Raw genomic sequence first — 12962 nt, forward strand, 5'->3', positions numbered from 1 at the left:
ACGGTCGGCGCGTCGCCCGGCGCGATTCGGACCGGAATCCGTCACGCCGTCGATCGGCTACGCGTCCTCGACCGCCGCGATCGCCTCGCGTCCGAGCTCGATCACGTCCGGCTGGAGATCGCTCGCCGCCAGTTCGGCCGGAGTGTACCAGCGCCACGCGTCCGGGTCGGCCTCGTCGTCGCCGTCGGGCGCTATCTCGCGGGAGCCGACGCGAGCGTAGTAGAGGTGGTCGACGTGCTGGTGGCCCACGGAGCCGTCCTCGTGGACGTTGATGTCGTGGAGCATGAGATGCGCCGGCTCCGGCAGCCCGCGCGTGTTGGGCCCCGCTATCGGCGACCGGGTCGCGACCAGCTCGGCGGTCAGGCCGGTCTCCTCGCGGACCTCGCGAAGGGCCGCCTCGTGGGGCAGCTCGTCGCGGTCGACGTGGCCGCCCGGCGGGAGGTGTATCCCGAGCCGATCGTGGGCGTGAAGCGCGGTCGCACCGTCGTTGACGACGTACGTCGTCGCGGTGAAGTGACGGGTTGTCTCCATATCTGTGGCTCGGCCCGCTGTGGCTTGGGCGTTCGGAAAAACGGCGGGCGTCGACGGCCTCGGTTCAGTTCAGCGCGACGCCGTCCTCGGCCTCTAACAGCTCGTGGTAGCGGTTCCGGATCGTGACCTCGCTGATGTTCGCCACGTCGCTGACCTCGCTCTGGGTCACCTTCTCGTTGACCAGCAGGGAGGCGGCGTACACCGCCGCGGCCGCGAGACCGACCGGCGACTTGCCGGAGTGGATCCCCTGCGACTTCGCGGTGCCGAGCAGCGACCGGGCGCGGCGCTCGGCCTCGTCCGAGAGGCCGAGGTCGGAGGCGAACCGCGGGACGTAGCTCTCGGGGTCCGCGGGCTGGATCTCAAGCTTGAGCTCGCGGACGACGTAGCGGTACGTCCGGGCGATCTCGTCCTTCTCGACGCGGGAGACGGCCGCGATCTCGTCGAGGCTGCGCGGCGTGCCCGCCTGCCGGGCGGCCGCGTACAGCGACGCGGTCGAGACGCCCTCGATGGAGCGCCCCGGCAGGAGATCCTCGTCGAGCGCGCGGCGGTAGATGACGGAGGCGGTTTCGCGGACGTTGTCCGGGAGGCCGAGCGCCGAGGCCATGCGGTCGATCTCGCCGAGCGCCTGTTTCAGGTTCCGTTCCTTGGAGTCGCGGGTTCGGAACCGCTCGTTCCAGGTGCGGAGCCGCTGCATCTTCTCGCGCTGGCGGCTGGACAGCGACTTGCCGTAGGCGTCTTTGTCCTGCCAGCCGATGTTCGTCGAGAGCCCCTTGTCGTGCATCATGTTCGTCGTCGGGGCCCCGACGCGGGACTTGCTGTCCTTCTCCTTGGAGTCGAACGCGCGCCACTCCGGCCCGCGGTCGATCTCGTCTTCCTCGACGACGAGCCCGCAGTCGACACACACCGTTTCGCCGTGCTCCGTGTCGGTCGCGAGCTGACCGTTGCACTCGGGACATCGCAGTTCTTCGTCCGACGACTCGGTCTCCTCCTCGTCGTCGACGTGCTCCGCCGTGTACGTTCGAACGTTTTCGCTCATTGGTTGGTTCAGATGGAGGGAACGAGGGGACCGAGGGACGCGCCTCGGCTGGTTTCCTCACTAACAGATAAGGGTCGAGAGCATTTAAATCCTTGTGCCGATCTCAGAATTGAAAACCGGCGGAAGAGGGCATCGCAAACGCCATCACGGCGATCATAGCCGAGAGCTGATCTGAGTTCGCCAACTGCGGACGGATCTCGGCGGTGCGTCGAGCGCTACTATATAGATATTTCGTGATAGCCGATCCGGCTCGTTGCGGGGACGGGGTTCCGCGAGGGCAACCGATTTGGGGATCGCCCGAGCAACTCGCGTATGAACCGGACACGCCTCAACGAGACGCTCGCCGACCTCGACACCGACGGCTACCTGCTCGACGCCTCGCAGGAGGACGCGAACCAGCTGTACCTCTCCGGGTTCACCGGCCCAGACCCCTTCCTGACGCTGTACGCCGGCGGCGAGGTTCACGTGCTCGTCTCCGGGCTGGAGTACGGGCGGGCGCGAACGGAGGCCGCCGCCGACACCGTCGAGCGCCACGCCGACTACGGCTACGAGTACGGCGGCCGCGAGGAGCGCTACGACATGTACGCCGCGTTCGTCCGCGACAAGGGCGTCGAGTCGGTGTCGATGCCGCCCCGCGGCCCGGTGGGCACCGCCGACGCGATGCGCGAGCGCGGGGTCGACGTCGCGGTCGACGGCGACGACCTCCTCCGGGAGGTCCGCGCCGTGAAGACCGACGAGGAGGTCGACGCGATCCGCGAGGCCCAGCGGGCGAACGAGGCCGCGATGCGCGCCGCCGAGGAGCTGCTCGCGAGCGCGGACGTGGCGGGCGAGGACGCGCCTGTCGACGGCGACGTGGAGGCCGGGACGCTCCTGCTCGCGGACGGAAAGCCGCTCACCAGCGAGCGCGTCGCGGAGGAGATCGAGGCGACCCTGCTCCGCAACGGCTGCGCGCTCGACGAGACGATCGTCGCCGGCGGCGCGCAGGCGGCCGACCCCCACGACCGCGGCTCCGGCCCGCTCCGGGCGAACGAGGCGATCATCGTCGACGTCTTTCCCCGGTCGAAGGCGACGAAGTACAACGCCGACATGACCCGGACGTTCTGCGTCGGCGAGCCGCCGGCCGCGCTCCGAAAGTGGTACGATCTCACCGAGCGCGCGCTGGTCGCCGCCCTCGACGCCGTCGAGCCGGGCGCGACCGGCGAAGACGTCCACGCCGCCGCCTGTGAGGTGTACGAGGACGCCGACGAGCCGACGTTCCGCACCGACCCCGAGACGGAGACGGGGTTCATCCACTCGACCGGCCACGGCATCGGCCTCGACGTCCACGAGTCTCCCCGACTCGCGAGCGGCGGGGGCGAGTTGGAGCCGGGCCACGTGATCACCGTCGAACCGGGGCTGTACGACCCGGACGTCGGCGGCGTCAGGATCGAGGACCTCGTGGTCGTCACCGACGACGGGTACGAGAACCTCACGGAGTACCCGATCGCCTTCGAGGTCTGAGGGGGTTCGGGCGTCGGTCCCGCCGCGGTTCGGTGACCGGTCGCACACCACATCCGGCCCGGCTGGCCGCGACCGGAACCCGCTTCCACCCGGGTCGAGAACGGCGACCGTGAACTGGCGGTATCGGCACACCGCGCTCGCCCTCTGTACGCTCGCGTTCACCGCGACGATGGTCGCGCGGCTGGCCATCAGCCCGCTGGTCCCGCGGATCACGACGCAGTTCGGCGTCACGAACGCGACCGTCGGTCTCGCGCTCTCGGGAATGTGGCTGGCGTACGCGCTGGCGCAGTTCCCCTCCGGGGTGCTCGGCGACCGGTACGGGGAGCGCGCCGTCATCCTGACCGCGGTCGGCGCCACCGCCGTCTCCTCCCTCCTCATCGCCGTCTCGCCGTCGATCGGCGTCTTCATGCTGTTCACCGTGGTCCTCGGCGCGGGCGCCGGCCTCCATTACTCGGTGGCGACGACGTTCCTCGCGAAGCAGTTCGACGACATCGGCCGCGCGATCGGGGTTCACGTCGCCGGGGGACCGATCGCCGGGCTCGCCGCGCCGCCCGTCGCCGCGCTCGTCGGCTCGCGGTACGGCTGGCGCGCCGGGATCCTCCTCGGCGTCGCGGTCGCGGTTCCCGTGTTCGCCCTGTTCGCGTGGCGGGTGCGGCCCACCGAACCGATCCGTCCCGATCAGCCGATGCGCGAGAGGTTCGCGCTCGCGCCGCTCGTCGAGCTGCTCTCGCGGCCGCCGATCCTCTACACGACCGCGCTGGCGACGATGGGCGCGTTCACGTGGCAGGCGACCGCCTCCTTCCTCCCGACGTTCCTCGACGTCGGGAGCGGGCTCTCGACGGCGCTGTCGGCGCTGCTGTTCTCGCTGTACTTCCTCGTCCACGGCGGGACCCAACCGATCACGGGCTCGCTCTCCGACCGGTTCGGCCGCGACGTGACGGCGATGGGCACGATGAGTACGGGAATCGTCGGCTACGCCCTCCTCGTCGCGACGGCGCGGTTCGATCTCGGCCTCGCGCCGACGGTCGTCGCCGTCTGTCTCGTCGGCGTCGCGATGTCGTGGGGCGCGCCCGTTCAGTCGCGGTTCATGGACCTGCTCTCGGACGAGGAGCGCGGCGCCGGGTTCGGGCTCGTCCGGACCGCCTACATGGTCGTCGGCGCGTCCGGCAGCGTCGTCGTCGGGACGGTGTCCGACGCGGCCGGCTGGGGTGCCGCGTTCGGGCTGCTCGCGGGCGTGATGGCGCTCGGGCTAGCCGCGCTCCTCGCGAACCGGCTGCTCGGGCTCGGGTACTGACGGAGCAGACTCGGTGTGAAAGCGGACCCGCTTACAGCCGGTCGTCTTCGAGGCTACCGGGGTCTTGTGCGGTGTCGAACATGTTGTTCTCCGCGCCGTCGAGCATCTCGTCGCGCGGCTCGTCGTCGACGACGCTCACGTTGTACGCCTCGATGCCGGAGGCGATGAGGTCCTCTGCGGCCTGTTCCTCGGAGACGAACTCCTGGTCGGCGAGCTGCTGGAACTCCGCGTAGACGTCGTCCGAGAGGTTCAGTTCGAAGGTGGGCATACCCCTCGTTCCGGCCGGATGTTTTTAAACGTTCCCTCGTTGGCGACCGCCGCGTGCGGGGCGGCAGCGCGCTCTTCGAGCGGGGACACCCGATCGAGGCTGACTCCAATCTTTTTGAAACCGCCCTCCGTACGTGCGAACGGCGTGGTCGACACGATCCAAGTCCAACTGGCGGCCGCCGCCTGCGATCGCTGTCCCGTAGCCGCGCTTTCAGAACGGACAACCCTGCGAGAGGTCCGAGTCGACCCCGACGACGAGCGCGTCGAGTTCGTCGCGAGCGACCCTCCCCCCGACCCGCCGAGCGAACTGGATGTGGTGGAGTTCGCCGGCGAGTCGCACGGGCGGTACGACCTCAACGGCGGCGCCCGCGGTGGCTGCGCCTGCGCCCGGTTCCCGCCGGCGTTCGCCAGCTTCCCGGTGTTGCCGCGAAAGACGCGGATCGACGACGGGGAGCTGATCGCGACGTTCGTGTTGACCGGCTACGGAGAGCTACAGGCGATCGTCGACGCGCTCGGTACGGTGGAGGTCCGGCAGATCCTCGTCGACAGGGACGCGGGTGACGGGGAAGACGACGGACGACCGACCGTGATCCCGATCGACCTCTCCGGCGTGACGGAGCGACAGGCGACGGTCGCCGCCGTCGCGGTCGAGAAGGGATATTTCGAGCCGGACGCCGCCACTGCCGACGAGATCGCCGCCGACCTCGGTCTGGCCAAGTCGACCGTCTCGGAACACCTTCGGCTCGTGACGGCGACCGTGCTGTCCCAGCTGTTCGGCGACGACTGAGAAGCTGCCATGTCTGTCCCGGACATCCGGCGACCGTATTTAAATCACCGAATAGTTCGGGAGTAGCTAGTTGTTCGTTTCCGGTCCAACGTTACAGTATGTCAGGGGTCTGTCCACCGTAATTAACACCGACCAGACGCCCACGGGGTATCGAGATCTCACGAGCGATCACCGCGGCGGACGGCGGGCCGGCGCCGCGGGAGCGCGTTCGCGCCGCTGAGCCGGCTCATCGACACGACACACGATACAACACAATGGACCGACGAACGATTGCCATCCTCCTCATCGTGCTCGCCGTGCTGCTGCCGACGTGGTACGTCGGGCTCCACGGCGAGCCGCCGTCGGAGGAGGTTCGGATCGACCAGAGCGTGAGCGAGATGCAACCGCTGGAGGGGTTCGTAGACACGCCGAACAAGCTCTCGCCGAGTCAGGTCGGCGTGATCGTCTGGGTCGCGCTGCTGGGTCTCTTGGGAGCCATGGCCTTTTTCCACCGCTTCATGAACCGGGCCGCGCGGCCCGACGCGAGCGGCGGGGGCCCGGGTGATGCGGCCGACACAACCGAGGCAGCGGCCACAGACGGCGGCGGACTCGACGCACCGCCGCCGGAGGGAGTGAATCGAGCGACGTTCCCCTGGTTCGAGACCGAGGACCGGTGGGTCGTCGAGTACCACGACGCGAGCGACGCCATCGAGGGGCTCGTCGCGATGGGCGGGCTCACCGCCCTCGCCATCGTGTTCTCTGCGCTGCTCACCGCCGAGTACCTCACGCTCGCCCGGACCCAGTACTTCGGGATCTACGCCTTCGGGCTGTTCATGTCGCTGCTGGGCTCGACGGTGTCGTACTACGCGTGGTTCATGCCCCACGTCGAAGTCGCCGAACGGAGGGACCACTGATGGAAGACGACGTAACCGACCCACGACCGACGGGAGACGGCACCGACGCCCCGCCGAGCGCCGCGTCGCACGGCGACGAGGGCCCGAGCGGGCGGACCGACGCCGGCGGCGGCGAGCTGTGCGACGCGTGCCCGGAGAACGACGACGGGCTCGCGGTCAACCCGAGCATCTACCGGCCGTTCTGGCGGGACGCGCGCGCCGAACTCAAGCGCCGTGACTACGCGAAGATCCTCGCGACCGTCGGGGGGATCACCGCGGTCGGGAGTCTCGCAGCCCCCGTCGCCGGGCTCACTCGGGTGTTCGACACGAAGTATCGGGGGCCGGTGTACGAAGACGGGATCCCCCTCGTCGACGACGCCGGCGAACGGATCGCGGAGGACCGCATCGCTCCGGGCGAACAGCTCACGGTGTTCCCCGAGCCGCGTCCGGGGGTCGAGGACGCCCCGACGCTGCTCGTGCGCTTCGAGGAGTCGGCGTACAGCGACGACGTGCGCGACGAGTACACCGTCGGCGGGTACGCCGCGTTCTCGAAGGTGTGTACTCACGCGGGCTGTATGGTCGCCGACCGCGACGGCGACGTGCTCGTCTGCCCGTGTCACTCCGGGCGGTTCGACCCGGTAACCGGCGGACAAGTCGTCGGGGGGCCGGCGCCGCGGTCGCTGCCGCAGCTCCCGATCACGCTCTCGGGCGACGGCTACCTCGTCGCCACGGGCGACTTCCGGGGGCCGGTCGGCCCGGGGGGTGAGTGATGTCCCGGATCGACGCCGCGACCGACCGGGCCGAGTCAGCCTACGACTGGGTCGACTCGCGGCTGGACCTGGAGGGCGGGAGCGACTTCCTCGGGAAGGCGTTCCCCGCGGAGGACTCCTTCCTGCTCGGCGAGGTCGCGCTGTTCTGTTTCGCCATCCTCGTCTCGACCGGAACGTTCCTCGCGTTCTTCTACGAGCCGAGCACGGCCGCCGTCGAGTACGGCGGCAGCGTCGCGCAGTACCAAGGCCAAGAGGTGCCGGCGGCGTTCAAAAGCGTCCTCAACATCACCTACGACGTGCCGTTCGGGATGTTCCTGCGGCGCATGCACCACTGGGCGGCGCACCTGTTCGTCGCCGCGATCGCCCTGCACATGCTCCGCGTGTTCTTCACCGGGGCGTATCGCAACCCGCGCGAGCCGAACTGGCTCGTCGGGACCGGCCTCGCCGGGCTGGCGATGTTCGCCGCGTACACCGGGTACTCGCTCCCGTACGACGAGTTCGCGAGCACGGCGGTCGGCATCGGCTACAACGTCGCCGCCTCTGTCCCGATCGTGGGCGACCCGCTCGCGAGCATCGTGTTCGGCGGGCAGTTCCCGACGAGCGCGACGATCCCGCGCCTGTTCTTCCTCCACGTCTTCCTCATCCCGGCCGCGATCGCGGGACTCATCGCGGTACATATGGCCATCCTCGTCCGGCAGAAACACACCGAGGCGCAGCGCGACGGGGACGTGGCCGCCGCCGAGACGAGCGGCGGCACCGCGGCCGCGGGCGGAGGCGCCGAGGCGACCGACGGCGGCGCGCGCCTGATCGACCGCGACGACGACAGCGTCGTTATCGGGCTCCCCGCGTTCCCGAACCAAGCCGCCGTGAGCGCGGTCGTGTTCTTCCTCACGATGGCCGTGCTCTCGCTGCTCGCGGGGCTGCTTCCCGTTCACAACATCGCCGAGTACGGCCCGAACGACCCGGCGTCGACGCCGTCGCTCGTCATGCCGGACTGGTTCCTGATGTGGGGGTACGGATTCTTAAAGCTCACTCCCTCGTGGCTGAGCTTCGACGTGCTCGGGATCCACGTCAGCTCGGAGTTCGTGGGCGGCCTGCTCTTGCCCGGGCTGGTGTTCGTCGCCGTGGCGGTCTGGCCGTTCATCGACCGCGCGGAGAAGCCGGAACACTTCACCCGGAACTACCTCGACCGCCCGTTCCCGACCGCGGTCGGCATCCTCGGGGTCACGCTCGTCATGGTGGCCTCTATCGCCGGGATGGACGTGATCCTCGCCGAGATACTCGGTACGTCGACGGCGGTGCTCCGGCCCTACCTGACCGCGGCGCTCGTGCTCGTCCCGGCCGCGGCCGGCACCCTCACCTACGCCATTCTCGGCGGCTTCGAGGACGATTCGGGAGAGGGCGGCGCGGAGCCGACGATGTCGGAAGACGACGGAACCGCGTCGGCCACGGAGGGATCGAGCGATGACTGAGTCGAGCGCGTTCCGGCTGGCCGAGCTGTCGCCCCGTCGGTACCGCTGGGCGGATCGAGCGACGAAACTGGCCGGCGTGGGGCTGATCGCCGCCGGGCTGGACGCGGGCGGCGGTACCCCCGAGGGCGTCGCGTTCGCGGCGCTCGGCGTCGCGCTCGGCCTCGCAACCGTTCTCATAGAGAAACAATGACTGACACGACAGATACACCGAACGAATCGACACGCGACGGCAGCGGCGCCGCGCGCCGCGACTTCCTGAAGGGGGTCGGGGCGGCGGCCGCCGTCGGCGCCACCGGGCTGGGATCCGCGCAGGACCTCACGGAGATGACCGCGCTGGACGTCGTCGACGACCCGATCGGGAACTACCCGTACCGCGACTGGGAGGACCTCTATCGCGAGGAGTGGGACTGGGACGACAAGGCCCGCTCGACGCACAGCGTCAACTGTACGGGCAGCTGCTCGTGGCAGGTGTACACGCGGAACGGGCAGGTATGGCGCGAGGAGCAGGCCGGTGACTACCCGCGCTTCGACGAGTCGCTTCCCGACCCCAACCCGCGGGGCTGTCAGAAGGGGGCGTGTTTCACCGACTACGTCAACGCGGACCAGCGCGTCACACACCCGCTCCGCCGGACCGGCGAGCGCGGGGAGGGCAAGTGGGAGCGGATCTCTTGGGACGAGGCGCTCACCGAGATCGCCGAGGAGGTCATCGACACCGTGGAAGACGAGGAGTACGACGCGATCAGCGGTTTCACCCCGATTCCGGCGATGAGCCCGGTGTCGTTCGCCTCGGGGAGTCGACTCGTCAACCTGCTCGGCGGCGTCAGTCACTCCTTTTACGACTGGTACTCCGACCTTCCGCCGGGACAGCCGATCACGTGGGGGACCCAGACCGACAACGCCGAGAGCGCGGACTGGTACAACGCCGACTACATCATCGCGTGGGGCTCGAACATCAACGTCACGCGGATCCCCGACGCGAAGTACTTCCTCGAAGCGGGGTACGACGGCGCCAAGCGCGTCGGGATCTTCACCGACTACAGCCAGACGGCCATCCACTGCGACGAGTGGATCGGGCCGGAGCCCGGGAGCGACACCGCGCTCGCGCTCGGGATGGCGCGCACCATCGTCGACGAGGGGCTGTACGACGAGGAGCACTTGAAAGAGCAGACGGACATGCCGCTGCTCGTCCGCGAGGACACCGGGAAGTTCCTCCGCGCGAGCGAGGTGTCCGGGCTCGACGTCGACGCCGACCGGCCGGAGAAGGTGTTCGTCATGCAGGACGCCGACGGCACCCTCCGCACCGCGCCCGGATCGCTGGGCGAGCGCGACGGCCAGAACGACCACTCCGTGAGCATCGAGCTCGACTTCGACCCCGAACTCGCCGTCGAGCGCACGGTCGACACGACCGACGGCGACGTCGAGACGCGCTCCGTGTGGTTGAACCTCCGCGACGAGCTGTCGGAGTACACCCCCGAGCAGGTCAACGAGATCACCGGCGTCGGCGAGCGGACCCACCAGAAGATCGCCCGCGAGTTCGCCGACGTCGATCGCGCGAAGATCATCCACGGCAAGGGGGTAAACGACTGGTACCACAACGACCTCGGAAACCGCGCGATCCAGCTGCTCGTCACGCTCACGGGGAACCTCGGCCGACAGGGGACCGGCCTCGACCACTACGTCGGTCAGGAGAAGATCTGGACGTTCAACGGCTGGAAGAACCTCTCGTTCCCGACCGGAAGCGTCCGGGGCGTCCCGACGACGCTCTGGACGTACTACCACGCCGGGATCATGGAGAACACCGACCCGGACACGGCGGCGAAGATCCGGGAGTCGATCGACAAGGGGTGGATGCCGCTGTACCCGAGCGAGCGCGACGACGGCAGCCGCCCCGACCCCAGACTCATGTTCGTCTGGCGCGGGAACTACTTCAATCAGGCCAAAGGGAACATCGCGCTCGAAGAGGAGCTGTGGCCGAAGCTCGATCTGGTCGTCGACATCAACTTCCGGATGGACTCGACGGCGCTCAACAGCGACATCGTCCTGCCGACGGCGAGCCACTACGAGAAACACGACCTGTCGGTGACGGACATGCACACCTACGTGCACCCGTTCACGCCGGCTGTCGAGCCGCTGGGCGAGTCGAAGACGGACTGGCAGATCTTCCGTGAGCTCGCCGCGAAGATCCAGGAGCTGGCCGCGGAGCGCGGCACGGAGCCGGTCGACGACCGGAAGTTCGACCGACAGATCGATCTCCAGTCGATTCACGACGACTACGTCCGCGACTGGCTCGACGAGGAGCCCGGCGCCCTCGCGGAGGACAAGGCGGCCGCGGAGTTCATCCTCGATAACTCCGAAGAGACCAATCCCGAGGGGACCGACGAGCAGCTCACGTTCGACGACATCGACGAGCAGCCGCGGCGCCTCCTCGAAGCCGGCGACCACTGGTCGTCGGACATCGAGGAGGGCGAGGCGTACGCGCCGTGGAAAGACTACGTGCAGGACAAGAACCCGTGGCCGACGTTCACCGGACGGCAGCAGTACTACATCGACCACGACTGGTTCCTGGAGCTCGACGAGCAGCTCCCGACGCACAAGGAGGCTCCGGTGTTACAGGAGAAGTCGGAGTACCCGCTCGGCTACAACACGCCCCACAGCCGCTGGGCGATCCACTCGACGTGGCGCGACGACAGCAAGATGCTCCGACTGCAGCGCGGCGAGCCGACCGTCTATCTCAACCCCGAGGACGCCGAGGAACGGGGGATCGAGGACGGCGACACCGTGCGGGTGTACAACGACCTCGACTCCGTGGAGGTGCAGGCGAAGATCTACCCGAGCGGGGAGCCGGGAACTGTCCGGCACTTCTTCAGCTGGGAACGGTTCCAGTATCCCGACCGGAACAACTTCAACTCGCTCGTGCCGATGTACATGAAGCCGACGCAGCTCGTCCAGTACCCCGAAGACACGGGCGAGCACCTCCACTTCTTCCCGAACTACTGGGGACCGACCGGCGTGAACAGCGACGTTCGGATCGAAGTCGAGAAGGTCGAAGCGGAGGCGGCGTCGATCGTTTCCGACTCGCTCGGGGCGTCGGAAGCGGGGTCAGCGTCGCTCCGTTCGGGGTCCGAGTCGCGCGGCGCGTTGGGTCGCATCTCGGACCTACTCGGAGGTGACGACTGATGAGTAAGACCACCGACGACACGGTTCATCAGACCGAGGACGGCGACGTCCCGCTCGCGGAGGGCGTCGATCACCAGGTGGCGATGGTGATGGACCTGAACAAGTGCATCGGCTGCCAGACGTGTACGATCGCGTGTAAGACCAACTGGACCGAGTCCGGGGGGCGCGAGTACATGTACTGGAACAACGTCGAGACGAAGCCCGGCGCCGGCTACCCGCGCGACTGGGAGGAGATGGGCGGCGGCTGGGATGAGGAGGGGCAGTCCCGAACGCCCGGCGAACTCCCGGAGCAAGAGGACTACGGTCGCGCGTGGGACTTCAACCACGAGGCGATCATGTACGAGGGCAGCGACGAGCCGCTCCGCCCCATGGAGAACGCCGACTGGGGGCCGAACTGGGACGAGGACGAGGGCGCCGGCGAGTACCCGAACTCGTACTACTTCTACCTCCCACGGATCTGCAACCACTGCACGCACCCCTCCTGCGTGGAGGCGTGCCCGCGCTCCGCGATCTACAAGCGCGAGGAGGACGGCATCGTTCTGGTCGATCAGGACCGCTGTCGCGGCTACCGCTACTGCGTCGAGGGGTGCCCCTACAAGAAGGTGTTCTACAACGCGCAGACGAAGACCAGCGAGAAGTGCATCTTCTGTTACCCCCGGATCGAGGGGGAGGGGCCAGAGGGCGAGGTCCGACCGCCGTCGTGCGCCGAGGACTGCCCGCCGCAGCTCCGGCACGTCGGCTTCCTCGACGACGAGGACGGCCCGATACACAAGCTCGTCAACGAGTACGAGGTCGCCCTGCGGCTCCACCCCGAGTACCGGACGGAGCCGAACGTCTACTACATCCCGCCGTTCGCGCCGCCGCAAACCTCGGAGAGCGGCGAGACGGTGGACGCCGACCGCATCCCGCGCAACTACCTGGAAGAGCTGTTCGGCCCCGAGGTCGAGTCGGCGCTCAACACGATCACCCGCGAGCGGGAGAAGGCCGAGCGCGGCGAGGAGAGCGAACTCATGGAGATCCTCTCGACCGTGAACAACGACGACCAATACCGGCTGGAGGTGTTCGACGATGACGGCTGACGATGCGACGGCTCTCGGCGGAATCGGGTCGCGGGAGCTCGCCGTTGCGGCGGCGCTCGCGCTCGCCGTCGTGGTCGCGACCGCGGCGTTCCCGATGATCGTCGACGCCCGCGCGGCCTACGAGATCCCGGTCGAGCAGCAGACAACTGCCGGCAACCTCGCAAAACCGCCCGGCGA

Annotated in this window: 12 protein-coding genes and 1 pseudogene; 10 read left to right on the forward strand and 3 right to left on the reverse strand. The window is 68.6% G+C overall.

Annotated features, from left to right (window positions below; all coding sequences use genetic code 11):
- Nucleotides 1-57 precede the first annotated feature (57 nt).
- Nucleotides 58-531 carry an NUDIX domain-containing protein gene (locus OQF71_RS02490; RefSeq protein ID WP_280585594.1) on the reverse strand — a complete coding sequence of 158 codons (474 nt, stop codon included), beginning with the start codon at nt 529-531 and terminating at the stop codon, nt 58-60.
- 64 nt (nt 532-595) lie between these two features.
- The gene (locus tag OQF71_RS02495) at nt 596-1567 is read right to left on the reverse strand and encodes a transcription initiation factor IIB (RefSeq protein ID WP_280585595.1); all 972 of its coding nucleotides are present in this window, start codon (nt 1565-1567) and stop codon (nt 596-598) included.
- A gap of 312 nt (nt 1568-1879) precedes the next feature.
- Between OQF71_RS02495 and OQF71_RS02500 the strand changes: the two genes are divergently transcribed.
- Nucleotides 1880-3067, forward strand: coding sequence for a Xaa-Pro peptidase family protein (locus OQF71_RS02500; protein WP_280585596.1), 1188 nt, complete (start codon nt 1880-1882; stop codon nt 3065-3067).
- Nucleotides 3068-3176: 109 nt separating this feature from the next.
- Nucleotides 3177-4361 (forward strand): MFS transporter, encoded by a 1185-nt coding sequence (locus OQF71_RS02505; protein WP_280585597.1) that lies wholly within the window; start codon nt 3177-3179, stop codon nt 4359-4361.
- A gap of 31 nt (nt 4362-4392) precedes the next feature.
- On the opposite strand, the gene OQF71_RS02510 is transcribed toward OQF71_RS02505, so the two are convergent.
- On the reverse strand, nt 4393-4629 hold the full coding sequence (locus OQF71_RS02510; RefSeq protein WP_280585598.1) for a hypothetical protein: 237 nt from the start codon (nt 4627-4629) through the stop codon (nt 4393-4395).
- Between the two features lie 144 nt (nt 4630-4773).
- Here OQF71_RS02510 and OQF71_RS02515 point away from each other — a divergent pair, with 144 nt between their 5' ends.
- From OQF71_RS02515 to OQF71_RS02550, 8 genes and pseudogenes are all read left to right on the forward strand, one after another.
- On the forward strand, nt 4774-5415 hold the full coding sequence (locus OQF71_RS02515) for a helix-turn-helix domain-containing protein (protein WP_280585599.1): 642 nt from the start codon (nt 4774-4776) through the stop codon (nt 5413-5415).
- Between the two features lie 254 nt (nt 5416-5669).
- Nucleotides 5670-6308, forward strand: coding sequence for a hypothetical protein (locus tag OQF71_RS02520; protein ID WP_280585600.1), 639 nt, complete (start codon nt 5670-5672; stop codon nt 6306-6308).
- Complete coding sequence (locus OQF71_RS02525) at nt 6308-7057, forward strand: ubiquinol-cytochrome c reductase iron-sulfur subunit (protein ID WP_280585601.1); 750 nt, start codon at nt 6308-6310, stop codon at nt 7055-7057. Before OQF71_RS02520 ends, OQF71_RS02525 begins: the two co-directional genes overlap by 1 nt.
- Nucleotides 7057-8529, forward strand: a complete 1473-nt coding sequence (locus OQF71_RS02530) for a cytochrome bc complex cytochrome b subunit (RefSeq protein ID WP_280585602.1) — start codon at nt 7057-7059, stop codon at nt 8527-8529. The genes OQF71_RS02525 and OQF71_RS02530 overlap by 1 nt, the downstream gene beginning before the upstream one ends.
- Nucleotides 8522-8719, forward strand: coding sequence for a hypothetical protein (locus tag OQF71_RS02535; protein WP_094525538.1), 198 nt, complete (start codon nt 8522-8524; stop codon nt 8717-8719). The genes OQF71_RS02530 and OQF71_RS02535 overlap by 8 nt, the downstream gene beginning before the upstream one ends.
- Nucleotides 8716-11706, forward strand: a complete 2991-nt coding sequence (locus tag OQF71_RS02540; protein WP_280585603.1) for a molybdopterin-dependent oxidoreductase — start codon at nt 8716-8718, stop codon at nt 11704-11706. Before OQF71_RS02535 ends, OQF71_RS02540 begins: the two co-directional genes overlap by 4 nt.
- Nucleotides 11706-12785 (forward strand): 4Fe-4S dicluster domain-containing protein, encoded by a 1080-nt coding sequence (locus tag OQF71_RS02545; RefSeq protein WP_280585604.1) that lies wholly within the window; start codon nt 11706-11708, stop codon nt 12783-12785. The genes OQF71_RS02540 and OQF71_RS02545 overlap by 1 nt, the downstream gene beginning before the upstream one ends.
- A pseudogene (locus OQF71_RS02550) lies at nt 12775-12962 on the forward strand (DMSO reductase); the annotation flags it as partial. The gene OQF71_RS02545 and the pseudogene OQF71_RS02550, both read left to right, overlap by 11 nt.

It is taken from the genome of Halorubrum sp. Boch-26 (assembly GCF_029889805.1).
GTDB lineage: Archaea > Halobacteriota > Halobacteria > Halobacteriales > Haloferacaceae > Halorubrum.